23 protein-coding genes are annotated in these 24,928 nt (G+C 70.0%); 9 read left to right on the plus strand and 14 right to left on the minus strand.

Going from position 1 to position 24,928, the window contains the following annotated elements; translation table 11 throughout:
* Positions 1–5: 5 nt before the first annotated feature.
* The 5 genes from U1F38_RS10145 to U1F38_RS10165 all read right to left on the minus strand — a co-directional run bounded on the left by U1F38_RS10145 (position 6) and on the right by U1F38_RS10165 (position 4,505).
* The gene (locus tag U1F38_RS10145) at positions 6–512 is read right to left on the minus strand and encodes a DUF421 domain-containing protein (protein WP_409986943.1); all 507 of its coding nucleotides are present in this window, start codon (positions 510–512) and stop codon (positions 6–8) included.
* A gap of 219 nt (positions 513–731) precedes the next feature.
* On the minus strand, positions 732–1,373 hold the full coding sequence (locus U1F38_RS10150) for an ABC-type transport auxiliary lipoprotein family protein (protein WP_409986944.1): 642 nt from the start codon (positions 1,371–1,373) through the stop codon (positions 732–734).
* Positions 1,374–1,381: 8 nt separating this feature from the next.
* Entirely contained in the window at positions 1,382–2,368 is a 987-nt protein-coding gene (locus U1F38_RS10155) for an MlaD family protein (protein WP_409986945.1), read from the minus strand.
* 3 nt (positions 2,369–2,371) lie between these two features.
* Entirely contained in the window at positions 2,372–3,184 is an 813-nt protein-coding gene (locus U1F38_RS10160) for an ABC transporter ATP-binding protein (RefSeq protein ID WP_409986946.1), read from the minus strand.
* A gap of 202 nt (positions 3,185–3,386) precedes the next feature.
* Complete coding sequence (locus tag U1F38_RS10165; protein ID WP_409986947.1) at positions 3,387–4,505, minus strand: MlaE family ABC transporter permease; 1,119 nt, start codon at positions 4,503–4,505, stop codon at positions 3,387–3,389.
* Positions 4,506–4,685: 180 nt separating this feature from the next.
* On the opposite strand from U1F38_RS10165, the gene U1F38_RS10170 reads away from it, so the two are divergent.
* Together U1F38_RS10170 and U1F38_RS10175 are read left to right on the plus strand one after the other, a co-directional pair.
* Positions 4,686–5,219, plus strand: coding sequence for a polymer-forming cytoskeletal protein (locus U1F38_RS10170; RefSeq protein WP_409986948.1), 534 nt, complete (start codon positions 4,686–4,688; stop codon positions 5,217–5,219).
* A gap of 175 nt (positions 5,220–5,394) precedes the next feature.
* On the plus strand, positions 5,395–6,000 hold the full coding sequence (locus U1F38_RS10175; RefSeq protein WP_409986949.1) for a hypothetical protein: 606 nt from the start codon (positions 5,395–5,397) through the stop codon (positions 5,998–6,000).
* 183 nt (positions 6,001–6,183) lie between these two features.
* Here U1F38_RS10175 and U1F38_RS10180 read toward each other — a convergent pair whose 3' ends face one another.
* From U1F38_RS10180 to U1F38_RS10200, 5 genes are all read right to left on the minus strand, one after another.
* Positions 6,184–8,175 (minus strand): multicopper oxidase domain-containing protein, encoded by a 1,992-nt coding sequence (locus U1F38_RS10180; RefSeq protein ID WP_409986950.1) that lies wholly within the window; start codon positions 8,173–8,175, stop codon positions 6,184–6,186.
* Between the two features lie 146 nt (positions 8,176–8,321).
* Positions 8,322–9,860: a YifB family Mg chelatase-like AAA ATPase gene (locus tag U1F38_RS10185; RefSeq protein WP_409986951.1), complete on the minus strand. Its 1,539-nt coding sequence runs from the start codon at positions 9,858–9,860 to the stop codon at positions 8,322–8,324.
* A gap of 260 nt (positions 9,861–10,120) precedes the next feature.
* Positions 10,121–10,540, minus strand: coding sequence for a PAS domain-containing protein (locus tag U1F38_RS10190; RefSeq protein ID WP_409986952.1), 420 nt, complete (start codon positions 10,538–10,540; stop codon positions 10,121–10,123).
* Positions 10,537–10,959: a MarR family transcriptional regulator gene (locus tag U1F38_RS10195; RefSeq protein ID WP_409986953.1), complete on the minus strand. Its 423-nt coding sequence runs from the start codon at positions 10,957–10,959 to the stop codon at positions 10,537–10,539. Before U1F38_RS10195 ends, U1F38_RS10190 begins: the two co-directional genes overlap by 4 nt.
* A 182-nt stretch (positions 10,960–11,141) precedes the next feature.
* Entirely contained in the window at positions 11,142–12,098 is a 957-nt protein-coding gene (locus tag U1F38_RS10200; RefSeq protein ID WP_409986954.1) for a LysR family transcriptional regulator, read from the minus strand.
* 91 nt (positions 12,099–12,189) lie between these two features.
* Between U1F38_RS10200 and U1F38_RS10205 the strand changes: the two genes are divergently transcribed.
* From U1F38_RS10205 to U1F38_RS10220, 4 genes are all read left to right on the plus strand, one after another.
* The gene (locus U1F38_RS10205; RefSeq protein WP_409986955.1) at positions 12,190–13,041 is read left to right on the plus strand and encodes a DODA-type extradiol aromatic ring-opening family dioxygenase; all 852 of its coding nucleotides are present in this window, start codon (positions 12,190–12,192) and stop codon (positions 13,039–13,041) included.
* 41 nt (positions 13,042–13,082) lie between these two features.
* Complete coding sequence (locus tag U1F38_RS10210; protein WP_409986956.1) at positions 13,083–13,397, plus strand: DUF2218 domain-containing protein; 315 nt, start codon at positions 13,083–13,085, stop codon at positions 13,395–13,397.
* A gap of 80 nt (positions 13,398–13,477) precedes the next feature.
* Entirely contained in the window at positions 13,478–13,876 is a 399-nt protein-coding gene (locus tag U1F38_RS10215; protein WP_409986957.1) for a hypothetical protein, read from the plus strand.
* 88 nt (positions 13,877–13,964) lie between these two features.
* A complete protein-coding gene (locus U1F38_RS10220; RefSeq protein WP_409986958.1) occupies positions 13,965–15,011 on the plus strand; it encodes a serine endopeptidase in 1,047 nt (348 codons plus the stop codon).
* A 407-nt stretch (positions 15,012–15,418) separates the two neighbouring features.
* Here the strand turns inward: U1F38_RS10220 and U1F38_RS10225 are convergent, their stop codons facing one another.
* From U1F38_RS10225 to queA, 4 genes are all read right to left on the minus strand, one after another.
* Positions 15,419–16,393, minus strand: coding sequence for an NAD(P)H-dependent flavin oxidoreductase (locus U1F38_RS10225; protein ID WP_409986959.1), 975 nt, complete (start codon positions 16,391–16,393; stop codon positions 15,419–15,421).
* An 87-nt stretch (positions 16,394–16,480) separates the two neighbouring features.
* The gene (gene tgt / locus U1F38_RS10230) at positions 16,481–17,653 is read right to left on the minus strand and encodes a tRNA guanosine(34) transglycosylase Tgt (protein WP_409986960.1); all 1,173 of its coding nucleotides are present in this window, start codon (positions 17,651–17,653) and stop codon (positions 16,481–16,483) included.
* An 11-nt stretch (positions 17,654–17,664) separates the two neighbouring features.
* Entirely contained in the window at positions 17,665–18,993 is a 1,329-nt protein-coding gene (locus U1F38_RS10235) for a tetratricopeptide repeat protein (protein ID WP_409986961.1), read from the minus strand.
* 64 nt (positions 18,994–19,057) lie between these two features.
* Positions 19,058–20,110, minus strand: a complete 1,053-nt coding sequence (queA, locus tag U1F38_RS10240; protein WP_409986962.1) for a tRNA preQ1(34) S-adenosylmethionine ribosyltransferase-isomerase QueA — start codon at positions 20,108–20,110, stop codon at positions 19,058–19,060.
* A gap of 81 nt (positions 20,111–20,191) precedes the next feature.
* Here queA and recG point away from each other — a divergent pair, with 81 nt between their 5' ends.
* The 3 genes from recG to U1F38_RS10255 all read left to right on the plus strand — a co-directional run bounded on the left by recG (position 20,192) and on the right by U1F38_RS10255 (position 24,859).
* Positions 20,192–22,546 carry an ATP-dependent DNA helicase RecG gene (gene recG / locus U1F38_RS10245; RefSeq protein WP_409986963.1) on the plus strand — a complete coding sequence of 785 codons (2,355 nt, stop codon included), beginning with the start codon at positions 20,192–20,194 and terminating at the stop codon, positions 22,544–22,546.
* A gap of 130 nt (positions 22,547–22,676) precedes the next feature.
* The gene (locus U1F38_RS10250; protein ID WP_409986964.1) at positions 22,677–23,342 is read left to right on the plus strand and encodes a hypothetical protein; all 666 of its coding nucleotides are present in this window, start codon (positions 22,677–22,679) and stop codon (positions 23,340–23,342) included.
* Between the two features lie 569 nt (positions 23,343–23,911).
* Positions 23,912–24,859, plus strand: a complete 948-nt coding sequence (locus tag U1F38_RS10255) for a LysR substrate-binding domain-containing protein (protein WP_409986965.1) — start codon at positions 23,912–23,914, stop codon at positions 24,857–24,859.
* The last annotated feature ends 69 nt before the right edge of the window (positions 24,860–24,928 follow it).

Raw genomic sequence — 24,928 nt, forward strand, 5'->3', positions numbered from 1 at the left:
GGCGCTCACGCTCCGGTGCCGGGCGTGGGTTCGTCGCAGGCCGAGTCGCGGTTGCGCAGCACCACCGTGATCTGGCCGTTGGTCTCGATGGTGGCGCGCTCCACCTCGTGCGTGTGCAGGCAGCCGGCGGCGCGCAGGGCGGCCTGCACGTCGTCCAGCGTCAGGCGCTCGTCGCGCAAGGTGTCCTTGTCGATCTGGCCGCTGCGAATCAGCACGCGCGGCGAGCCGTCCAGCCAGCGCGCCAGCCGCGGGCTGGCCCAGGCCAGGCGCGAGATCAGCACATGGCAGCCGATCAGCGTCAGCGCCGAGATGAGGCCGCCGATCAGCGAGTTGTCGCCCGCGTTCATCGAGTTCTGCACGGCGTTGGACAGAATCAGCAGCAAGATCAGGTCGAACGGGTCGTACTGGCCGATCTGCCGGCGCCCCGTCAGGCGCAGGAACACCAGCAGGAACACGTAGACCACGATGCCGCGGACGATGAATTCCCACCAGGGGACGCTGAGCTGGAACATGGGATGCGCCTTGTTGAATGGGCTTGAAAAACCGGACGCAGAGGACGCAAAAATCACGCAAAGAACGCAAAAGAAACCAAAAAAATTGCTGGCGCTCGCTCAAGCCATCCCAGGATGGGCATGACACGTGATCCTCTTGAAAGCTTTTTTACGGCTGTTCTTTTTGCGTCCTTTGCGAATCCTTTGCGTCTTCTGCGTCCGGCTGTTCGAATTTCGCGATCACGACCGCGGCACAGCCAGCGTGCCCACCCAGTCCACCACTTCGCGCACCAGCGCGTCGGTGGCTTCGCGCAGGGCCAGCGCGCCGCCGGGCGCGTCGGCCGTGGGGGCCGGGCGGCGTTGCGTGAAGGTGCGTTGGCCCAGCAGGCGATTTTGTTTGGCTTGGGGCGCCAGCACCGTCACGCGCAGGCGCACCACGCCCTCGCTGGCGGTGGGCGTGCTGAACACCTGGTCGAACTCCTCCAGGTCGGCGCGCAGCTCCAGCGCGGCCAGGCCCGTTCCCGGCTCCAGCACCGGGCGGGTGGCGGCCAGCGCGTCGCGCAGGCGCTGGCCCACCAGTTGCGGCGGCGCCATGCTCCAGCGCGCCTGGGCGTAGGGGCGCGGCTGCTGCTCGCCGCCGGCATACAGCAGGCGGTAGACGAGGGCGCTGGTGTCGATGGCGGCGGGGGCCTCCACCCGGTCGAAGGCCAAGGGCGCGCCGGTGGTGGCCGCGGCGGCCGGCGCGGTGGCGAGCGCACCCAGGTCATAGGCGGCGGGGCGCACCGGTTTGTCGGGCAGCGGCAGCGCGCAGCCCGAGGCGATGGCAAGCGCCAACAAGGCGCTGGCGCGCACGGGAAAAGCGGTGATTGCTATCAATTTCATGGCAATTCTCAGTGCGTGCCCGGGGCGGTGGTGGGAGCGACGAAACCGGGCTCGCCCGGCCCGGGCGCGACGGCGCCGCTGCCGTAGAGCAAGGCCTGCGGGTTCTCGCCCAGGGTGTTGGCGATGCGGTCCAGCCGGCGGATGGTGCGGCTGGCGTCTTCGGTCAGGTTCTGGATGCGCGGCAGGGTGGTCTGCGTCACCGTGCTGGCGCCCTCGTCCACGCGCTCGATGACGCCGCCCGATCCGCTCAGCCTGGCCATGCCCTGGCGCGCATCGCTCACCAGCCGGTCCACGCCCGTCAGCGTGCCACGCACGCCGGTGGCGGCGCCCTCGATGGACTTGAGCGTGGCGCCGGCCTGCCGGATCAATGCCGGCAGGTCGGTGCGCGCCGGGCCAAGCTGGGTGCGCAGGGTCTCGTCGGCGGTTTGCGCCAGTTGCCGCGTGCTGGCGGCGGCGGCGCCGATGTCGGCAATGGCCTGCGTCAGCGCGGCCTGGTTTTGCGGGGCGAGCAACTGGTTCAGGCGCTCCACGGCCTGGTCCACCTTGCCGATCAGCACGCCGGCCTGGTCCGAAATCTGTCCCAGCGCATTGGGGTGCAGCGGAATGCGCGGCACGCCGTTGGGGCCCGGCGGCGGTGGCTGGGTGGAGCCGCCGTTGTCGTCCAGCTGGATGAAGGACAGGCCGGTCACGCCCTGAAAGGCCAGCGTGGCAAAGGTCGATGCGGTGATGGGCGCCTGCGGACTGATGGCCACCTTGACCAGCACGTTGCGGCGCTGCGCGGGGTCGAAGCTGATGGAGGTCACCTTGCCGACCGCCACGCCCTTGTAGCGCACGGCGGCCTGCACCTGCAGGCCGTTGACACCGTTGGCGGTGGTCATTTCGTAGGTGGTGGTGTTGGTCACGTCGCGCGAGAGCCACATGGCCATGGCCACCAGCAAGGCCGAGACCAGCAGCACGAACATGCCGGCGGCGAGCGCGTGGGCTTTGTTTTCCATGGCTTATTGTCCTTTTTCGCCGTGACGGGTGCGCAGCAGCTCCATTGCACGCTGGCCGCGCTCGCCCAGGAAGAAGTGGCGGATGAAGGGATGATCGAAGGCCAGCACCTCGGGCACCGGCGCGGCGATGATCACATGCTGTTCGGCCAGCACCGCCACCCGATCCGCCAGCTCGAACAGCGTGTCCAGGTCATGCGTGACCATCACCACCGTCAGGCCCAGCTCGCGGTGCAGCGAGCGCAGCAGGGCGACGAAGGCATCCGAGCTGTCCGGGTCCAGCCCCGCGGTCGGCTCGTCCAGCATCAACAGCGGCGGGTCCATGATGAGCGCGCGCGCCAGCGCCACGCGCTTGATCATGCCGCCCGACAGCTCGGCCGGCATCTTGTGCGCGTCGCCGGGCTTCAGGCCCACCATTTGCAGCTTGAGCAAGGCCGCCTCGCGCGCCAGGGCGTCGGGGATGGCGCGCGTTTCGCGCAGCGGCAGGGCGATGTTGTCCAGCACGCTGAAGGCCGAAAACAGCGCCCCCTGCTGAAACAGCATGCCCACGCGCGCGGCGGCGCCGGCGTCGGTCAGCTCGCCCACGGGCCGCCCCAGTACCGTGATGCTCCCGCGTGCCGGGCGGTTCAGCCCCAGCATCTGGCGCAGCAACACGGTCTTGCCTGTGCCCGATCCGCCCACCAAGGTCAGAATCTCGCCGCGGCGCACGGTCAGGTCGAGATCCTTGTGCACCACCACCTCACCGCCGCCGGGCACCGGAAACACGCTCCACAGGCCGCGCACCTCGATCATCGGGGCGTCGTCGGCCGGGCGGGTCATGGCAGAAGCCAGGGTGCTGCCTTCAACCATCACTTCCCCAACAGATGCGGCTTCACCCGCCGCGTATCCGCCACCATGGGGCCGCTGGCCGCGGAGCAGGCCATGTCAGCGACCGCCGCGGACGGGCTTGCACCGGCCGCAGGCGGTGCCCCCTTGACGGGGGTGGGCACAACAACGCGCAGCGTGTGGAGACTGGGGGTGGTCATATGCCCACACTCTTGAAGACGACGGCAAACAGCGCATCGATCAGGATCACCGCGGTGATCGAGGTGACCACCGACGCGGTCGTGCCCTGGCCCAGGCTTTCGGTGTTGGGCTTGACGCGCAGGCCGTAGTGGCAGGCGATCAGCGCGATGAAGATGCCGAAGACGACGGACTTGCCAACCGCCAGCGTCAGGTTGGCCAGGGGCACCACCTTGGGCAGCGCCTCCAGGAAATAGCTGGCGTTGATGCCCAGCGTCACGTCGGCGGCCAGCACGCCGCCCACCAGCGCGGCCACCGCGGTCCACACCGCGATCAGCGGCATGGCGATGGCCAGCGCCATGGCGCGCGGCAGCACCAGCCGAAAGCCCCTGGGGATGCCCATCACGCGCATCGCGTCCAGCTCCTCGGTCACGCGCATCACGCCGATCTGCGCCGTGATGGCCGAGCCCGAGCGCCCGGCAATCAGCACCGCGGCCAGCAGCGGCCCCAGCTCGCGGATCAGCGCCAGACCGAGGATGTTGACGATGAAGGTCTCGGCGCCGAACTGCCGCAGCACCTGGCTCATCAGGTAGGCCAGCACCACGCCGATCAGAAAGCCCACCAGCGCCGTGATGGGCAGCGCCTGCGCGCCGATGCGGTACAGGTGGCCGGAGAAGTCGCGCCAGGGCCCGCGTTGCGGCGCGGCCAGCAGGCGCAGCGAGGACAGCAGGAGCTGGCCGGCCAGGGCGATGAAGTCGCGCAACTGGGCCAGCGCGCCGAGGACGACGATGCCGAAGGCATCCCAGCCCTGAGCCCAGCCCTGGCGCCGTGCGGGCGCGGCCGGAGCGCCCTGCGCCGCCACGCGCTCGAGTACGGCGCGCTGTCGCTCCAGCGTCAGCACCTGCGCAGGCCACTGCCGGCCCCAGTGCTGCCACAGCGTCAGCGCGCCCAGGTGGTCAAAGGCTTGCAGCGCGCGCAAGTCCCAGGCGCTGCCGGGCGCCACGGCCGCCAAGGCCACCTGGGCAGCGCGCCAGGCGGTCTTGTTGCCCAGGCCACCGGCGGTCCAGCGGCCTTGCAGGACCGCGCACGGTCCATCGTCGCCAGAAGCGGACTCGATCCAGGGGGAGGGACTGGGCATGCGGGCTTGAAAATTGGGAGGGGCGCCCATGCAGGCCGGCGCCGGTGCACATTGTAACGTCTGCGTACGACACCCGCGTGCACCGCGCGATGTACTGATTTGGTTACGACTCTTGCGCCTTGTTGGGTCGAGTATCCCGGACACCCTCGTAGGATCAACCGATTGTTATCAGGAGAAAGCATGGCACTACAAGGACCGTTTTTCGGCAAGCGTGACAACGAACCCGCGACGCCCACCCGCCCCGCCGGCGGCACGCACGGCGGGGCCAGTTCGCTGGGCTCGGCCGGCGGCAGTGCTCAGCCGTTTGCGGCCCCGGCTTCGGTCGGCACAGCCGCCAGTCCCCTGGCTGCGGCGGCGCCGGCGGCGTCCGAAAGTGGCGCCAAGCTGACGGTCGGCCCCAACATCAAGCTCAAGGGCGTGGAGATCACCGACTGCGACACCCTGGTGGTCGAGGGCACGGTGGAGGCCACCATGAACTCGCGCGTGATCCAGATCGCCGAGCAGGGCGCGTTCAAGGGCTCGGCCGAGATCGACATCGCCGAGGTGCGCGGCAGCTTCGACGGCAATCTGACGGTGCGGCAAAAGTTGGTGATTTTCTCCACCGGCAAGGTCACCGGCAAGCTGCGCTATGGCAAGATCGTGATCGAAGAAGGAGGCCAGCTTTCCGGTGAGATCACGTTTGGCACGGACAAGGACGGCGGCAAGAGCGCCTGACGCACCGCACGCGGCGCAGCCCCAGCCGGGCCGCGCCACGCGCCAGACAAGCGGGGCCGTTGCGACGGTCCTTTTTCTTGCCCTGTTCCTTGCCGGTGCGCTGGCCGGTTGCGCGAGCGACGCGCCCACTTCACGCGGCCAAGTCCAAGGCGCCCGCTTCAACGCGGATGAGCTTTTGCAAAGCGAGGGCAACCGCCTGACGCAGGCCATCATGCAGGCCAACCTGGCCAGCCTGCAACTGCTGGCCGACAAGCTGTATCGCCGCAACCCGGCCGAGTGGCGCAAGAGCGCAGCCACGCGCGAGCAGGCCCTGCAAAAGCTGGCCGCCAGCGTGCAGGGCGGCCAGCCCTGGCTGCCGCTGGACGGCCAGCGCGACGTCGCGGCGCTCTCAACGGCCCTGTCGCCCGGCTTCACGGGCGATCGGGTGGGCGCCTTCATCGCCGCCTGCGCCGACACCATCGTCACCGCGCAAGGCGGCAAGCGCGAGTTCTACTACCTCGACGGCGTCGATCCGCAGCACGTGTACAACGCCGCGCGCAACATGGAGACGGCGCTGTGGGTCCTGAACACCCGGCAGGGCCCGGGCGGGCGACCCCTGCTGCTGGCCAACGAGATCGCGGGCGACACGCGCAACCTCAGCTTCGAGCGGGAGTTCGGCAAGATCATCGGCCGGCTCGACCTGCTGGCCGGCTACATGACCGAGCGCTATCGCCGCGCCGGCATCAACTACGTGCAGGGCCTGGTGGCGGCGCCCTTTTTGGCCTTTCTGCCGGTCAAATAAGGGGCTGAAGGCCTCGACAAGAGGGCTCGTGCGCGACGCCGACAGCGCCTGAAACACAAGGAGCCAGAAGGCCGCGGAGCAGGCCGGGTCAGCGATCCCCGCGACCGGGGTTTCCCCGGCCGCTGGCGATGCCCCCTTGGGGGTGGGCGAAACATCGCGCAGCGAGTGGAGACTGGGGGTGGTTCACTTGCGCGCGGCTTTCACCTGCTCGGCGGTGATGGTCTTGCCCTGGTTGCCCCAGGCGGTGCGCTCGTGGTTGACGATGTCGGCCACCTCGCTGTCGCTCAGGGTGGCGGCAAAAGGCGGCATCGGGCTGGGATACGTCGTGCCGCCGATGCTCTCGCCCTGCGCGCCGTTCAACACGGTCTTGATGTGCTGGGTGGCGTCGGGCGCCAGCACCACCGGATCGCCCTTGAGCGGCGGGAAGGCGCCCGGCAGGCCCAGGCCCGTGGCCTGGTGGCAGGCGGCGCAGTGGGTGGCGTACAGCGAATCGCCGCGCGCGGTGTCGAACTGGTAAGGGCCGGCCGGCTCGGGCGCGGCGGCGTGCGCCGGCGCCGCCGCGCCTGCGGTCTTGGTCAGCGTGGGTTTGGCCGGCGTGGCGGCCGGGCTGTCGCCCCTGGCCTCGAAGACACCCACGGCGCCAATGGCCATGTGGGCCATGCTGTGGTCGACGAAGGGGTACTTGCCGGCCTTGGGCACGACCAGGTCGAACACGGCGCCTTCGCCGGGCCCCACCGTGTGGGTGGACACGCCGGACAGCGCATGCGCCGCGTCGGCGTCGGGGTAGACCTTGTCGAACATGCCGCCGATGACATGGAAGGCGCTCCACAGGCTGGGGCCGGCGTTGACGAAATAGATGCGCGCGCGCTTGCCGGCGGTGATGGGGAGCGGCTGATCGTGGTACTGGTTGGCGATGCCGTTGAACACGATTTCATCCGGGCGCATGGCCAGCATCTTCTCGAAGCTGGGGCCCATCAGCTTGCCCGACATCTGCTGCGTGTACCACTCGCTTTGCACGATGACGTAGCTCTCGGCCGCCTCCGGCAGCGGTGTGGCCGGATCGACGATGATGGCACCGAACATGCCGTTGGCCATGTGCAGCAGCACCGGCGGCGTGCCGCAGTGGTAGACGAAGGCGCCCGGCGTGTTGGCCACGAAGGTGTACTCCAGCGTCTCGCCCGGGTTGATGTCCACGTAGTTCAAGTCCGGCGGCGTGATGGCGGCGTGAAAGTCGAGCGCGTGGTGCATGGTGCCGCGGTTGGTGAATTTGACGGTCACGACCTGGCCCTGGCGCAGGTGGATGACGGGCGCCGGCACCTCGCCGCCGAAGGTCCAGGCCTGGTACTCGACGCCGTTGGCGATGGTGACCGTCTTGTCCTCGGCGATGACCTCGATGGTGGCGGTCTTGCCGTCGCCCGCCACCGGCGGCAGGCGGGCGTCGCGCGCCTTGGCGATGGGCTCCTTGGCTGCCAGCATCAGCGGCGATACGGCCTGCGCGGCCGTGGTGGGCGAGGCCGACTTGACGTTGAGCGTGCTGGGCAGGCCGGCGATCAGCAGGGCCAGCACCACCACGATGCCCAGTACCGAGGCGATCTGCACGCCAGGCGGCAGCGCCTCGGGCGCGGGCGGCGGCTCGGTGGCGTTGCTCCACTCGGCGATCTTCTGCCAGCGCGGCCAGTGCCGCTCGATCAGGTAGTCCAGGCTGTAGGGCACCAGGCCGGCGCGGTAGTGCAGGCCGATCAGGGCCAGGAAGATCAGCACGTAGGTGATGGCCGTGCCGATGTTGGACACGCCCACCGCATACGGGCCGCCAAAGCCCTCGGCGGTGCTCCACACCAGCAGGCTGAACAGGGCGCCCAGGGCGTACAGCGTGCGCCCGCCAAAGCCGATCACCAGGCTGATGGCGATGGCCGAAACGGCCAGGCGCGTGAGCCAGGTGAAGAGCGCCGCGTGTGGCGTGACCAGCGCGATCCACATCGAGAACCACCAGGAGTTCCAGCCCGGCTGGCCCTGCGCCGCGTTGTGCAGGTAGCCGACGTAGTGCGACGCGAAGTCGGGCAGCCAGGTGAGGGCGGCGGCCACCATCCAGATGATGCCGAAAGCCACGCGCAGGGCCGTGGTGGCAATGCCGGGCCAGGTGGATGGGTGCTTGCTGTCGGATGGGGCAGTGGTCATGGCGCGGACTCCAGGGTGGGCCGCCTGCCGTGCGGGGTTGCACCGGTGCGCCGACGGGTGCCGTCCGTCAGCGGCTGCAAGGGCCGTGTCGAATCATATATCTCACGCCGTGATATAAGTCACAATCCGAGTGGGGTTGTCGGATTTCAGCGGCCCGCTGCACGCAGCGCGCGGCGGTACTGGATGGCCTCGGCCACGTGGGCCACGGTGGTGGACTGGCTGCCGGCCAGGTCGGCAATGGTGCGCGCCACTTTCAGCGCGCGGTGGGTGGCGCGTGCGCTCCAGCCCAGGCGGGCGGCGGCCGTGCCGGCGAAGGCGGCAGCGGCGGCATCCAGTTGCAGGTGCGCATCGAGCGCCTGGCCTTGCAGGGCCTGGTTGGGCGTGCCCTGGCGCGTCACCGCGCGTGCGCGTGCCGCGATGCAGCGCGCACGCACGCTGGCGGTGCTTTCACCCGCCGGCGCCGCCAGCAGTTCATCGCTCGCCAGTTGCGGCACCTCGATGTGCAGGTCGATGCGGTCCAGCAGGGGGCCCGACAGGCGGCCCTGGTAGCGTGCCACCTGGTCGGGCGTGCAGCGGCAGGCCGGCTGGCGCTGGCCCAGGTGGCCGCAAGGGCAGGGGTTCATCGCGGCGACGAGCTGAAAGCGCGCCGGAAAGTCCGCCCGCCGCGCGGCGCGGCTGATGGTGATGCGCCCACTCTCCAGCGGCTCGCGCAGGGCCTCGAGCGCGGCGCGCGGGAACTCGGGCAGCTCGTCGAGGAACAGCACGCCACCGTCGGCCAGCGAGATTTCGCCCGGCCGCGGCGGCGAGCCGCCACCCACCAGCGCCACCGCGCTGGCCGTGTGGTGCGGTGCGCGCGTGGGGCGCTGGCCCCAGCGCGCCACATCGAACGCGCCGTCCAGGCTGGCAATGGCGGCGCTCTGCAGCGCCTCGTCGTCGTCCATGGGCGGCAGCAGGCCGGCAAAGCGCTGCGCCAGCATCGACTTGCCGCTGCCGGGCGGGCCCATCATCAACAGCGAATGGCCGCCGGCGGCGGCGATCTCCAGCGCCCGCTTGGCCGACGCCTGGCCCTTCACGTCGGCCAGGTCGGGGTATGTCGGCTCGGGCGCGCGCGCGGCGGGCGGCAGGGGGGTCCAGCCTTCGGCGGGCGCAGCGGCGTCGGCCGCGCCGGCGGGCAGAAACTGCGCCACCACGTCCAGCAGGTGGCGCGCGCGGTGCACGGCCAGGCCGGGCACCAGGGCGGCTTCTTCGGCGCTGCCCGGCGGCAGGGCCAGGCGCGGCGCTTCATCGCTTTGGCGCAGTGCGGCGGCCATGGCCAGCGCGCCGCGCACGGGCCGCAACTCGCCCGACAGCGACAGCTCGCCGGCAAAGGCCCAGCCAGCCAAGCGCGTACCGTCGATTTGCCCGCTGGCAGCCAGGATGCCCAGCGCGATGGGCAGGTCAAACCGGCCCGAATCCTTGGGCAAATCGGCCGGCGCCAGGTTGACGGTGATGCGCTGGTTGTGCGGAAACGCGAGGCCGCTGTTGAGGATGGCGCTGCGCACGCGCTCGCGCGCCTCTTTCACCTCGACCTCGGCCAGGCCCACCAGGGTGAAGCTGGGCAGGCCGTTGGCCAGATGCACCTCCACCGTGACGGCGGGCGCGGCCAAGCCCAGCAGCGCGCGGCTTTGCACCTCACTCAAACCCATGCAGCGACTCCCCCCGTTGCGACGTTGTCACTGTAGCGCGTGCGTTGGGGGTGGCTTTGAGTGACCTCCGAAACAGCCGGACGCAGAGGACGCAAAAGTTGCGCAGAGGACGCAAAAAATTCAAAAAATGGACGTTTTCACCCGGATGCGCCTGCGTGCAAAGGGCCGATTACTCTCAGTTTTAAAGCAATTTGTTTTGTCTCTTTTGCGTCCTCTGCGAGTCCTTCGCGTCCTCTGCGTTCGGCTGTTCTGTCTTTTTCTCAACCGCCCGCCGCCTGGCGCGCCCGCTCGGCCAGGTAGCGCTCGGTGGCGTCGCGCGCCATGGCGGCCGAGCCCAGGGCGTGGCCGGCTGCGTCGCGCACCACGCTGAAGGTCATGTCCACGTACAGGCGGCGCCCGTCCCGGTGGGTGGCGCGCGTGGTGCGCACCTCGGCGCCGTGGCGGGTGGCGCCGCGCGCCATGGCCTGTTCGAAGGCGTGCCAGTGTGCCGAGCGCAGATGCTCGGGGATGATGAGGTCCACGCTTTGCCCCAGCGCCTCGCCCGCGCTGAAGCCGAACAGCGCCTCGCAGCGCGCGTTCCAGACGCGGATCACGCCCTGGGTGTCGATGAAGATCAGCGCGTCGGCCACGTCGGCGACGATGCGCTCCCAGGCAATGGGATCACGAGGAGAAGCGGTCATGGCGGCGAACCTCTGGGGGTGGTGGCGTTGGCCAGCGCACGGCCGGCGCGCAGCGCGCCCAGCTCGTCGCGGTGCAGGCGGGCCAGGCGCCGGCCCAGCGCGCGGCCGGCGGGCGTGAGGTGCACCTCGACCAGGCGCTGGTCGCCCCGGCTGGCGCGCCGCTGCACCCAGCCGGCCTGCTCGCAGCGCGTGACCAGGGCCACCACGCCGTGGTGCTGGGCTTGCAGGCGCTCGGCCAGCTCGGCCACGCTGGCCCAGCGCCGGCCGGGGTAGCCCAGCAGTTGCAGCAGCAGCTGGTATTGCTGCGCGGTGCAGCCGTGGGCATGGGCCAGGGTTTCGCTCACGCGCAGGAACTGGCGCAGCCGGTAGCGAAAGTCGGCCAGCTGCTCAAGCTCGTCCTGGGTGAGTGGAGCGCTCATGGCGTGGATGATACGCATCACGGCGTGATGAAAAAACGGCCTGCATCCAGGCGCGGCGCGCCCGATCGCCGCCATCCGCCCGGCCGGCAGCGGCCGATCCCCCCAGGCTGGCTTGCGTTTGACGCTGGCTTCGGTCAGGCGCCGCTCGCGTCGCGGGCCGGCGCAGGTCGGGTGTGCGGGTTTCAATGCCCGCCAGCAATCGGGGTCACGGACTGGGTCGCGGCTGTCATGCGCCCGGGCCCTGGCCGGCCAGCTGCGCCACCAGAAAATCCACCATCGCCCGCACCTTGGCCGGCGGGTGGCGGGTGGCGGTTGGCGGGCCACACGGCGTGGATGCCGCCCAGGTCGTGCGGCGGATGCTCCAGCGGCAAGGCCTGCAGCGCGCCGCGCGCAACGGCGTCGCCGACGATGAAGCTGGGCTCGTACACCAGGCCCAGCCCGCCCAGTGCGGCGGCCAGCAGGGCTTCGCCGCTGTTGGCGTGCAGGTTGCCGCGCACCGGCTGGCGCACGCGGCCGTCTTCGCCAAAGCGCCATTCGCTGACGGTGTTGGTGGACGACAGCGTGTAGCCCAGGCAGCTGTGCTGCGCCAGATCGGCCACCGTGCGCGGCACGCCGTGCTCGTCCAGGTACGTGGGCGCGGCGCACAGCAGCATGCGGCAGTCGCCCAGGCGGCGCGCCTGCAGGCTCTCGTCGTGCAGCGCGCCGATGCGCACGGCCATGTCCCAGCGCTCGTCTACCAGACTGACGGCGGCGTCGGTCATGCCCAGTTCCACCGTGACGGCCGGGTGCGCGCGGCTGAAAGCCGGCATCAGCGGCGCGAGGTGGCGCACGCCCCAGGCCAGCGGCGTGTTCAGGCGCAGCAGGCCGCTGACCTGCGTGCGCTGCGCGGTGACGGCCGCGTCGGCCTCGTCCAGCTCGGCCAGGATGCGCTGCACCGCTTCCAGGTAGGCCAGGCCCGCTTCGGTCAGCACCAGCTTGCGCGTGGTGCGGTGCAGCAGCTTGATGCCCAGGCGCGCCTCCAGCGCACCCACGTGCTTGGTGGCCATGGCCGGCGACATGTCCAGGATGCGGGCGGCGCCCGACAGGGTGCCCGCCTGTGCGGTGAGCGCGAACACGCGCATGCTGGTCAACTGGTCCATGTCCGGCCTTGATTTCACACTCGGGGTTGAAACTGACTGGCGATTGTGGGGCTTTGAAACGGTGCGGCAAACGCTCAAACTGGAGGCCACCATGACCACCATCGTTCACACCCCATCACCCGGCGTCCGCGCGGCCGGCGCGCGCATGCCCGTCTTCTACATCCCGCACGGCGCCGGTCCCTGCTTCTTCATGGACTGGAACCCGCCTGACACCTGGGACCGCACCGCCGCCTTCCTGCGCGGTATTCCGGCCAGCCTGCCGGCCGCGCCCAGCGCCATCGCGCTGGTCACGGCGCACTGGCTGGCGCCGCAGGTCACGCTGACGGGATCGGCGCAGCCGGGCCTGCTGTTCGACTATTACGGCTTTCCGCCGCACACCTACGCGCTGCGCTACCCCGCGCCCGGCGCGCCGGCGCTGGCCGAGCGCGCGCGTGGCCTGCTGGCGGACGCCGGCATCGCCGCCGCCGTGGTCACCCAGCGCGGCTACGACCACGGCACCTTCATTCCGCTCAAGGTGGCCTTTCCGGATGCCGACGTGCCGGTCTTGCAGATATCACTGCTGGCCAGCCTGAACGCGCCCGCGCATATCGACTACGGCCGTGCGCTGGCGCCGTTGCGGGACGAGGGCGTGCTGATCATCGGCAGCGGCATGAGCTATCACAACATGCGCGGCTACGGCGATCCGCGCTCGACGCCGATCAGCGCCGCTTTCGACCGCTGGCTGAGCGATACCGTGGCCCAGCCCGCGGCCGAGCGCAACGCGCGCCTGGCCGACTGGGCCAGCGCCAGCGGCCCGGCCGGGCGCCTGTCACACCCGCCGCGCGCCGAGGAGCACCTGCTGCCGCTGCACGTGGTGGCCGGCGCCGCCGGCGACAGCGTCGGGCGCCGGGTGTTTTCGGACGAGGTGCTGCGCACCACCATTTCGGCCTTCCGCTTCGATTGATCGAGGCCGCCGGCCGCCCGCATTTTTTTGGACCTTGCATCATGACCGACGCCCTTTCCACCGACCGCTTCGTTTCCACCGCCACCATCGCCACCGTCGAGCCGGCGCGCATCATCGCGCGCCTGTGCAAGCACTGGGGCCACAAATTCGCCGTCAGCTACGACGACACCCAGGGCCGCATTGAACTGCCGCTGGGCCTGTGCCTGCTGACCGCCGGCGACGGCCACCTGACCGCGCGCCTGCACGGCGTGTCCGGCGCCGACATGGCCCGCTTCGAGCAGGCCGTGGCCGAGCACGCGCAGCGCATGGCGCGCGGCGAAAGCTATGCCTGGCACTGGCAGCGCGAGCCCGCATGAGCGACGCGGGCGTTTGGCTGACGCTCCGATTTCAGGAGCTGTTTGCGCTGGTCCAGTCTGCGCCAGGGGCCGATTTGGCTGTGAATCTGTCATTGCCCCTGAGCGCCGATGCGCTGGCGCGCGAGCTGCTGCGCCACGCGCCGCCCAGCCCGCTGGAGATCGAGCGCGCCATCGAGCGGGTGGAAGACGCCGTGATGCCCGCGCGGGCGCGCCTGCCCGCCGCGCTGCGCCTGCAGACGGGTGACGCGCGGCTGCGCGCCCTGGTGGGCGCCGCCGCTGGCGCGGCGCGCGCGGACGCCCCCGTCTGGCTCGACGTCGACGCCGTCGAGCAGCTCTTCAACCGCCTGGTCGCCCGCGCCCAGGGCCGCCCCGCGTCGCAAGATCCGCTGCCCGTGGACGGCCCCAGCGCCGCGCGCCTGGTGATCGTGCGCGAGCTGCTGCATCACTGGCGCCTGGATGGGCTGCGGTTGACGGCCTGAGCGCGCGCAGGCCGCGCGGCCTGCGCCGTGGGGTGGGCCATCGCCGCGGCCGGCCCCTGTATGCTGCGCACCGATCCGGGAGGAGATCATGAGCAAATCGCTTCGTCTGTCTGAAAAATGGTTTCGCCGCGGCCTGTGGCTGGTGGCTTTCATCTTCGCCAGCTTCCTGATCGGGCTGGGCGGCACCATCGTGGGTGACCTGCCCCAGGTCGAAAGCCACGTCACGCTCGAGCGCTTCATGGACCAGGGCCGCGCCGATGCCGCGCGCGGCACCATCAAGGCCGCGCAGGACAGCGAACAGCAGGCGCGGGACGCGCTGGCGCAGGCGCGCCTGAAGCTGCAAGTGGCGCAGGTCGACGTGACCAACGCGCGCAAGAGCTTCGAGAACTGGATCGCCACGCGCAGCGCCACCGAGCGCGCCGAGCAGGACCCCGAGCTCGTCTCGCGCACCCAGGCGCTGGACACGCTGCAGGCGCGCGAGCGCGCCGCACGCGCCGACGTCGAAAAGCAGCAGCAGGCGCAGCTGGACGCCCAGCAGGCCAGCGAGCGCGCGCAGCGCGAGCTGCAGCAGTTGCAGGATGCCGCCGGCGAGCAATACAGCCGCGCCATGCGCGCGCAGGAGCTGCGCGTGTTCGGCTACCGCCTGGCGCTGACCCTGCCGCTGCTGCTGATTGCCGGCTGGCTGTTCGTCAAGAAGCGCAAGAGCGCGGGCTGGCCCTTCGTGTGGGGCTTCATCTTCTTTGCGCTGTTTGCCTTCTTCGTCGAGCTGGTGCCCTATCTACCCAGCTACGGCGGCTACGTGCGCTACATCGTGGGCATCGTCATCACGGCGCTGGTGGGGCGCTGGGCCATCGCGGCGCTCAATCGCTACATGGAGCGGCAAAAGCAGGCCGAGGCCCAACCCGAGCAGGAGCGCCGGCGCGAGCTCTCGTACGACACGGCGCTGGCGCGCCTGGCCAAGGGCGTGTGCCCCGGCTGCGAGCGCCCGGTCGACCTGAAGGACGGCAAGACCGACTTTTGCCCGCACTGCGGCATCGGCCTGTTCGACCACTGCGGCACCTGCCGCACGCGCAAGAACGCCTTTGCCCACTATTGCCATGCCTGCGGCACGGCGGCGGGGCAGGCGGCTACGTAGTCATCAATTGATAGCTGCCCGCGCTTGCTGGGCGGGCGCTGGCGGCTGTTTTGGCTTTTAACCTAAAAACGGCAGTTGACCGCTTGTCACCTTCGGGAAACCCGCTTGAACATTGAATTTCGCGGCTTCGTTGATCCTCACCGGTTGGGTGAACGCGCTACGCACTCGCCAGCACCGCGCTCAGCGCGCCATGCGGCGTTGCTCCTCCTTGTGGGCACCAGCCCGCCGCGTCGTCGCGCCTTGCCTGACGCACCGATCACGGCACTGACGAGTGCGTCCAACTGCCGTTTTTAGGTTCAATTTGCGCGGGGCGGCCCCTCACCCTCCCGCTGCCCAGAGGGGCGAGGGCGGTCGGCCGGCGGGTTTTTGCCCCCTCTCCCTCTGGGAGAGGGTTGGGGTGAGGGCCTTCAGCGCAACATGCCCGCCAGACGCTTTTCAATCAGCGTATCGGCCTCGGCCATGATGCGATCGACCAGCGCCTTTACCGTCGGCACGTCGCGGATCAGCCCCGCCACCATGCCGCAGCTCCAGGCGCCGGCGTCCATGTCGCCGTTTTGCATGATGCGCGGATACACACCCGCCACCTGCTCGATGATGTCCTCGAAGCGCAGCTTGTCGCCCAGCTCTTTCTCTTTGGCCAGCAGGCGCTCGACGGCGGCGTTGTTCAGCACGCGCTCGGTGTTGCGCAGCGGGCGCATCACCAGGCGCGTGTCCAGCTCGCTGGCGGCCACGATGGCCTGCTTGACGTGCTCGTGGATCGGCGCCTCTTGCGTGGCCATGAAGCGCGTGCCCATGTTCATGCCCTCGGCCCCCAGCGCCAGCGCCGCCACCAAGCTGCGCCCGTCGGCCATGCCGCCCGAGGCGACAAACGGAATCTTCAACTCCTCGGCCGCGCGCGGCAGCAGGATGAAGTTGGGCACGTCGTCCTCGCCCGGGTGGCCGCCGCACTCGAAGCCGTCCACGCTCACCGCGTCGCAGCCGATCGCCTCGGCCTTCAGCGCGTGGCGCACCGAGGTGCATTTGTGAATCACCTTGATGCCGTGCTCGTGCAGCAGCGGCATCCACTTTTGCGGGTTGTTGCCCGCGGTCTCGACCACCTTCACGCCGCCCTCGACGATGGCCTTGATGTAGCCCGGGTAGTCCGGCGAGGTGACGGTGGGCAAAAACGTCAGGTTCACGCCGAAGGGCTTGTCCGTCATGGTGCGGCAGCGCGCGATTTCCTTGGCCAGCAGCTCGGGCGTCTTCTGCGTCAGGCCGGTGATGATGCCCAGGGCCCCCGCGTTGGACACGGCCGCCGCCAGCTCGGCCAGGCCGACGAAGTGCATGCCCCCTTGGATGATGGGGTGCTGGATGCCAAAGAGTTCGGTGATGCGGGTTTTCATGGGCCGGGCTCCGTCAGATGGGGTCGCAAAGCCAAAAGCATAGCTGCTGCGCCGCCCGTTTTCAGTCGCCTGCGCGGCAGACTGCCCTCAGATGCCGCGCGCCCGGTCGGCCTTGAACTGCGCGCGAAACGCGCTGAACCCGCCGGCATCCAGCGCCGCGCGCACTTCGCGCATCAGGTTGAGGTAGTAATGCAGGTTGTGGAGGGTGGCCAGCATGGGTGCCAGCATTTCGCCGCAGCGCTCCAGGTGGTGCAGGTAGGCGCGCGAGAAGCCGCCGCGCCCGCCTGCGGCCCAGGGCACGCCGGACTCGCCCGCGCAGGCGTGGCAGCGGCAGGTTTCGTCGATCGGCTGTGGGTCGCTCTTGTGGCGGGCGTTGCGGATTTTCAAATCGCCAAAGCGGGTGAACAGATGGCCGTTGCGCGCGTTGCGCGTGGGCATGACGCAGTCGAACATGTCCACGCCGCAGGCCACGCCTTCCACCAGGTCTTCGGGTGTGCCCACGCCCATCAGGTAGCGCGGCTTGTGCGCAGGCAGGCGGTGCGGCGTGTGCGCCATGATCCGCAGCATCTCGTCCTTGGGCTCGCCCACGCTGACGCCGCCGATGGCGTAGCCGGGAAAGTCCATCTCGACCAGGGCGTCCAGCGACTCCTGCCGCAGGTGCTCGAACATGCCGCCCTGCACGATGCCGAACAGGGCGTTGGGGTTGTCAAGGCGCGCGAATTCGGCCTGCGAGCGCTTGGCCCAGCGCAGGCTCATGGCCATGCTGGCGCGCGCCTCGGCCTCGGTCGTCACGTGGCCCTGGGTTTCATACGGCGTGCATTCGTCCAGCTGCATCACGATGTCGCTGTTCAGCACGGTCTGGATCTGCATGCTGACCTCGGGCGACATGAAGAGCTTGTCGCCGTTGACGGGGCTGGCAAAGTGCACGCCCTGTTCGGTGATCTTGCGCATGGCGCCGAGTGACCAGACCTGAAAGCCGCCCGAGTCGGTGAGGATGGGTTTTTGCCACTGCTCGAAGGCGTGCAGGCCCTTGAACGCGCGCAGCACGTCCAGCCCCGGGCGCATCCACAGGTGAAAGGTGTTGCCCAGGATGATTTGCGCACCCATCTCGTGCAGGCTGCGCGGCAGCACGCCCTTGACGGTGCCGTAGGTGCCCACGGGCATGAAGATGGGCGTCTCGACCACGCCGTGGTTCAGCGTGAGGCGGCCACGGCGGGCGTGGCTGTGCGCGTCCTGGCCCAGCAGTTCGAACTGCAGCATCGCCGGGTGTGTCAGACGGCCGCGGCCGGCTTGCGGGCCGTCACGATGAAGCCGGGCAGCGGCTGGTTGTTTTCCATGCGCAGCGTCGGCAGGTGCTCGATCTGGACGTCGACAAAGCCCGCTTCGCGGCACAGGCGCTCGACGGCCGAGGCCTTGTGGGCGTAGCGCTGGCTGGGGCGCAGCACCAGGTCGGCCTCGTCCTCGGTGGCCAGCTCGCACGAGAAGATGAAATGCCCGCCGGCCTTCAGGATGCGCAGCGCGTTGGGGATCACCGGGGTGAGGTCGCCCACGTACACCAGCACGTCGGTGCAGGTGATGGCCTCGTAGTGGTCGGCCGGCGTTTCGCGCAGCGCGTCGAGCACGTTGATGTGGTGAAAGCGCGAGTAGATGCCGTGGCGCGCGGCCTGCTCGATCATCTTCTCGGACAGATCCACGCCGATGATGTGGCCGTCGATGCGGCCCAGGTACACGCCCACCAGGCCGGTGCCGCAGCCCAGGTCGAGCAGGTTGAACTTGCGGTCTGGAAAGCAAGCCAAAAGGGCGTCTGCGACCACCTTCGGCGTTTGATATTTGAGCCCGCGCACCAAGTGCAGATCGAAGCTGGGCGCGTAGTCGTCGAAGATGCTGGTGACCACCTCGGGGGGCTGCGTTGTCGGCATCTGTCCATGCGTGATGGCGTGCCAATATTGAACAAGCGCGTCATCGGGCTTGAGCGTGAGCAACTGCTCGGCCCACTGTGCGGCCTTGTCGTTGTCACCCGCCCGCACGGCGCAACTCAGCAGCCCGCGCAGGGTTTCCTCGTGCTCCGGCACGCGGCTGTGCATGTACTCATAGTGCACCTGGGCGTCGCTCGGGCGTCCCAGCGCCACCAGCAGGCGCGCCAGGAACAGGCGGATGCCGGCCACCTCGGGAAAGCGGCGCACGCCGTCCTCGGCCCAGGCCACGGCCTGCTCCGACTGACCGCTCAGGTGCGCCACGTTGATGGCGCCGACCATCACCTGCGCGTCCTTGGGCGCGCCGGCCAGCGCCTGCATGGCCAGTTGCACGGCCTCCTCGCCCTGCTTTTGCTGGGCCAGCAGCAGGGCCAGCTCGATTTGCGCCACGTGCCAGCCGGGCGCCAGCGCCAGCGCGCGGCGCGCGGCCTGGGTGGCGCCGGCCAGGTTGCCGGCGCGCTGGGCCAGGCGCATGCCGACCAGGGGCACGCGCGCATCCAGCGGGGCTTGCTTTTGCGCGGCGTTGAGCGCCTGCGCGGCGGGCTGCAACTGGCCGGCTTCGATCAGGCCGCGGATTTGCTGCAGCGCGTGCGTGAGGGGATCGGGGGTCGAGGCGGGGCTGGACATGGGTTGGGGTCGGCGGGGCAGGGCGCGCCAAGGCGCGCTGGGTTCGGAAAACGTCAGTGCCGGATTATCCCGGAGCGGACGGCTGCCGCCGGCGCAGCAGCCACATCGCATCGCCATAGCTGAAGAAGCGGTAGCGCGCGGCCACGGCGTGGCGGTACAGCGCCATCACGTGGTCGTATCCCGCAAAGGCGCTGATCATCATCATCAGCGTGCTGCGCGGCAGGTGAAAGTTGGTGACGAGCGCATCCACCACCTGAAAGCCGAAGCCCGGCGTGATGAAGATCCCGGTGTCGCCGCTGGCCTGGCCGCTTTGCGCCCAGCTCTCCAGCGTGCGCACCGTGGTGGTGCCCACGGCCACCACGCGGCCGCCCCGCGCGCGGCAGGCGGCGATGGCGGCTTGCGTCGCCTGGGGCACGTGGTAGCGCTCGTGGTGCATCACGTGCTCGGCGATGCTTTCGGTCTTGACCGGCTGGAAGGTGCCGGCGCCCACGTGCAGGGTGACGGCGGCGCGCTGCACACCACGGGCGTTCAGCGCGGCCAGCACCGTTTCGTCAAAATGCAGCGCCGCCGTGGGCGCGGCCACGGCGCCGGGGTTTTTGGCAAACACGGTCTGGTAGCGCGCCACGTCCTCGTCGCTGTCGGCGTGTGTGATGTAGGGCGGCAGCGGTACGTGGCCGTGTGCGGCCATGATGGCGTAGGCGTCGCCCGACAAGCGCAGATGAAAGAGGGCGCCCTCGGCATTGGGCCAGCGGCCCAGCAGCGTGGCCGCAAAGCCGCCGTCCATGCGCAGCACCGTGCCCACGGGGGGCTTCTTGCTGACCTTCATGTGCGCGGCCACCGTGCCGCCTTGCAGCACGCGCTCGATCAGCAGCTCCAGCCGGCCGCCCGTCGGTTTGGCGCCGAACAGGCGCGCCTTGACGACCTGCGTGTCGTTGAACACCAGCAGGTCATCGGGCGACAGCAGCGTGGGCAGATCGCGAAAGATGCGGTCCACCGGCTGCGTGCCGCTGCCGTCCAGCAGGCGCGCGCTGCTGCGCTCGGGCGCGGGGTGCTGGGCGATGAGTTCGGCCGGCAGAGCGAAGTCGAAGTCGCTCGTGGTGAAGATGCGTTCAGTCATGCTTGAGGGCCGGACGGGCCCGTGCCAAGGGGAAGGCGTCGCAAGGATGGGTACAGCACCGCCTGAAGGCAGAATTGTCCCATGCCCGATGCCCCGGCCCCTGCCGCGCCCCAGCCGCTGTCCGCCCCGCAAAAGGCGCTGCGCAAGCTGGGCCTGGTGCGTCCGATCGATCTGGCGCTGCACCTGCCGCTGCGCTACGAGGACGAGACGCGCCTGACCCCGCTGGCCGAGGCCGCGCGCACGATGGGCAGCGAGCCGGTGCAGTTCGAGGCCACCGTGGTGCACCAGGAGGTGGCGTATCGGCCCCGGCGCCAGTTGCTGGTGACGGTGGAAGACGGCGGCGAGCGCTGCCTGCTGCGTTTTTTCAACTTCTACCCGTCGCAGCTCAAGCAGATGGCGGTGGGCGCGCGCCTGCGCTTTCGGGGCGAGCTGCGCGGCGGCCTTGGACCGCCGGGCCGCCCCAAGGGCCAAGGCGCCCCCTTGGGGGGCAGCGGATCGCGCGCAGCGCAGGAGCGTGGGGGCCCGCTGTTCGGGCTGACGATGATGCACCCCACCGTGCACGCGGCCGGCGGCGCGCTGCCGGGGGCGCTCACTCCGGTGTATCCGACGGTGGCGCAGCTGCCCCAGGCATATCTGCGCAAGGCCGTGCTGGCGGGGCTGGCGCAGGCCGACCTGAGCGCCACCGTTCCCGATGAGTTTTCAAGCCAAATCGATGCCTTGCGCGCGTGGGACTTGCGTCGGTCGCTCACTTTTTTGCACCATCCCGCGGCCGACGTCACGCTCGGCGCGCTGCAGGATCACAGCCACCCGGCCTGGCAGCGCCTGAAGGCCGAGGAGCTGCTGGCGCAACAGCTGTCGCAGCACCAGGCGCGGGCCGAGCGCGCCCGCCTGCGGGCGCCGGCCCTGCACGCCGCGCGCGGCGGCTTGCCCGAGCAGTTGCTGGCCGCGCTGCCGTTTCAGCTCACCGGCGCGCAGCGCCGCGTGGGCGAGGAGATCGCGCACGACCTGGCGCGCACCCAGCCCATGCACCGCCTGCTGCAGGGCGATGTGGGCAGCGGCAAGACCGTGGTGGCCGCGCTGGCCGCCTGCGTGGCCATCGACGCCGGCTGGCAGTGCGCGCTGATGGCGCCCACCGAGATCCTGGCCGAGCAGCACTTTGCCAAGCTGGCCCAGTGGCTCGCGCCCCTGCTGGCCGCGCGCGGGCAGCAGGTGGCCTGGCTCACCGGCAGCCAGAAGAAAAAAGAGCGCGCGCCCATGCTGGCCGCCATCGAGAGCGGCGCGGCGGCGCTGGTCATCGGCACGCACGCCGTCATCCAGGCGCAGGTGCAGTTCGCGCGCCTGGGCCTGGCAATCATCGACGAGCAGCACCGCTTTGGCGTGGCGCAGCGCCTGGCCTTGCGGCAAAAGGCCGGGGGATTGCCCCCTCCCCCGCTGGGGGAGGGCAGGGGTGGGGGCGCGGCGGTTCACGAGGTGACAACGGCGGGCCCCCATCCCAACCTCGGTGCTGGCGGCGAGACGCCGCCGCCCTTCAGGCCGTCCCCTTGCGCACTGGCGCAAGCGGAGCCGCGGCCTTCAGCCCCAGAGGGGGAAGGAGCAACAGCCGAGCCGCATCTGCTGATGATGAGCGCCACCCCCATCCCGCGCACCCTGGCCATGAGCTACTACGCCGACCTGGACGTCTCCACGCTCGACGAGCTGCCGCCCGGCCGCACCCCCGTCGTCACCAAGCTGCTGGCCGAGCACCGCCGTGATGAATTGATCGAGCGCCTGCGCGCGCAGATCGCCGAGGGTCGGCAGGCCTACTGGGTGTGCCCGCTGATCGAGGAGAGCGAGGCGCTGGACTTGCGCCACGCCAGCCAGACGCATGAAGAGCTCTGCGCGGCCTTGCCCGAGGCCACCATCGGCCTGCTGCACGCGCGCCTGCCGCCGGCCGAAAAGAAAGCGGTGATGGCCGATTTCGTCGCCGGCCGCATCGACGTGCTGGTCAGCACCACCGTCATCGAAGTGGGCGTGGACGTGCCCAACGCCAGCGTGATGGTGATCGAGCACGCCGAGCGCTTTGGCCTGTCGCAGCTGCACCAGCTGCGCGGGCGCGTGGGGCGTGGCGCGGCGGCCTCGGCCTGCGTGCTGCTGTACAGCGTGCCCGAGGGCGGCCGCCTGGGCGAGACGGCGCGCGCGCGCCTGAAGGCCATGCTGGAGACGAGTGACGGCTTCGAGATCGCGCGGCGCGACCTGGACATCCGCGGCCCCGGCGAGTTTCTGGGCGCGCGCCAGTCGGGCGACGCCCTGCTGCGCTTTGCCGACCTGGCCGAGGACAGCGCGCTGCTGCAATGGGCGCGCGCCGCGGCGCCGCAAATGCTGGCGCGCCACCCCGACCTGGCGGCGCGCCATGTCGAGCGCTGGTTGGGCGCGCGCGCCGACTACCTGAAGGCGTAACTGCCGCCCCGCGCGCCGGAACGCAGCGCGTGGTGCTCCCATCCTATGACGTGACAGGTACGTGCACGGCCGATGCAACTATTCAATCGGCGCTACACCTGCCTCATTGTTCATCGAGAAGGAGACCACCATGAAATCCCGTCTTGTCGCCCTTGCCGCCGCCACCGCGTTGGGCGCCGTGCTCTCGGGCTGCGCCGCCACGCAACCAGCCAACACCGCTGCCGCCACGGCCAGCACCTCGGCCAGCGCCGCCACCGCGCCCAAGCTGCACGCCGCCATGCGCGCGCTGTGGCAAGGGCACATCGCCACCACGCGCGACTATGCGCTGGCCGTGCACGCCGGCAACGCCGCGGCCGAGCAAACGGCCGAGACCGCCGTGATCGACAACGCCAGGCAGATTGCCAACGCTGTGGGCGGCTTCTATGGCGCGCAGGCCGGCGACGCCACGCTGAAAGCCCTGGGCGGCCACTGGGCCGGCGTCAAGGCGCTGACGCTGGCGGCCAAGGCCAAGGACGCCGCCGCCGAGCAAAAGGCCATGGACGATCTGGCCGCCAACGCCACGGCCATTGCGCAGTTCTTTGCCGGAGCCAACCCGCAGAACTGGACCGTGGGCCAACTGCAAGGTGCGCTGCTGATGCACGTGGGTGACCACAAGCAGCAGGTCGATGCCATGATGGCCAACGCACCGGCCGCGCAGCAGGCCCAGCTGTGGTCCGACATGCAGCACCACATGGACATGATTGCCGACGTGCTCTCGGATGGCATCGCCAAGCAGTTCCCGGACAAGGCCAACTGAAGAACTGAAACACCCCCGGTCTCCACCCGCGGCGCGATGGCATGCCCGGTGCTCGCCGCCTGAGGCGGCGGCCCTTCGGTCTGTCCAGACCTGCACAGGCAGGTCTGGAGCCGCAGAGTTCAGCCCCCTTGCAGGGGCCGAGCCTGCGCGCAAAAGGTCCGGTGGACCTTTTGTTGGCTGGCGAGGGGCCGGGCCAGTGGCCTGGCGCGGCCTGCAAGGCTCGCCCCTGACCGGGTAGTCCCCGGTCACGGCGATCGCTGCCTTGGCCTGCTCCGCGGCCTTTGGGCCCTTTCGGTTTCGTGGACTGCGGATGGCACGCGGTGCCGTGAATCCCTGAGAGCTTGAGAGTCTTTTGCCCATGCCCGCTGATCACGCCAAAACACGCCCACTCGTCGTTGCAAATGCTCGCCGTAGCTCAAGCTACGACTGCGCTTTGCGTCTCGATTGGCCGCGTTTTGACGCGCTCCTCGGGCACGTCCAAAAAACTCTCAACCTCTGAGTCGCAAACGACCTCGGTCGGCACCGAGGCCGTTTTCATGTTCTGGCGGCGCTGGCGTATCCTTGCCGCCGTGACCCTCACCGAGCTCAAATACATCGTGGCCGTGGCCCGCGAAAAGCACTTCGGCAAGGCTGCCGAGGCTTGCTTCGTCTCGCAGCCCACGCTGTCGGTTGCCGTCAAGAAGCTGGAGGACGAGCTGGAGCTCAAGCTGTTCGAGCGCGCCAGCGGCGAGATCAGCGTCACCCCGCTGGGCGAGGAGATCGTGCGCCAGGCGCAAAGCGTGCTGGAGCAGGCCGCCGAGATCAAGGAGATCGCCAAGCGCGGCAAGGACCCGCTGGGCGGCCCGCTCAAGCTGGGCGTGATCTACACCATCGGCCCCTACCTGCTGCCCGAGCTGGTGCGCCACAACATCGAGCGCACGCCGCAGATGCCGCTGATGCTGCAGGAGAACTTCACCGTGCGCCTGCTGGAGATGCTGCGCACCGGCGAGATCGACTGCGCGATCCTGGCCGAGCCCTTCCCCGACGCGGGCCTGGCCGTGGCGCCGCTGTACGACGAGCCCTTCGTCGCCGCCGTGCCCGTGGGCCACCCGCTGGCCGCGCAAAGCTCGGTCACCTCGCAGCAGCTGCAAGGGCAGACCATGCTGCTCCTGGGCACCGGCCACTGCTTTCGCGACCACGTGCTGCACGTGTGCCCCGAATTCGCGCGCTTTTCCAGCCAGGCCGAGGGCATCCGCAAGAGCTTCGAAGGCTCCTCGCTGGAAACCATCAAGCACATGGTGGCCGCCGGCATGGGCGTCACCCTGGTGCCCGCCCTGGCCGTGCCCGCGCCCGACCTGCACGGCACCGAGCCGCTGCTGCGCTACCTGCCGGTGGTGGACGAGCACCCCGGCACCACGCCGCCCACGCGCCGCGTGGTGCTGGCCTGGCGCCGCAGCTTCACCCGCTACGAGGCCATCGCCGCGCTGCGCAATGCCGTCTATGCCTGCGCCTTGCCCGGCGTCACGCGTCTGTCGTGACGGGTTCTTCTTCCTCCCCCGCTGGGGGAGGGCAGGGGTGGGGGCGAGCGGCGGTGCGGCAACCCCAAA

Source organism: Ottowia sp. (genome assembly GCF_046348305.1).
GTDB lineage: Bacteria > Pseudomonadota > Gammaproteobacteria > Burkholderiales > Burkholderiaceae_C > Ottowia.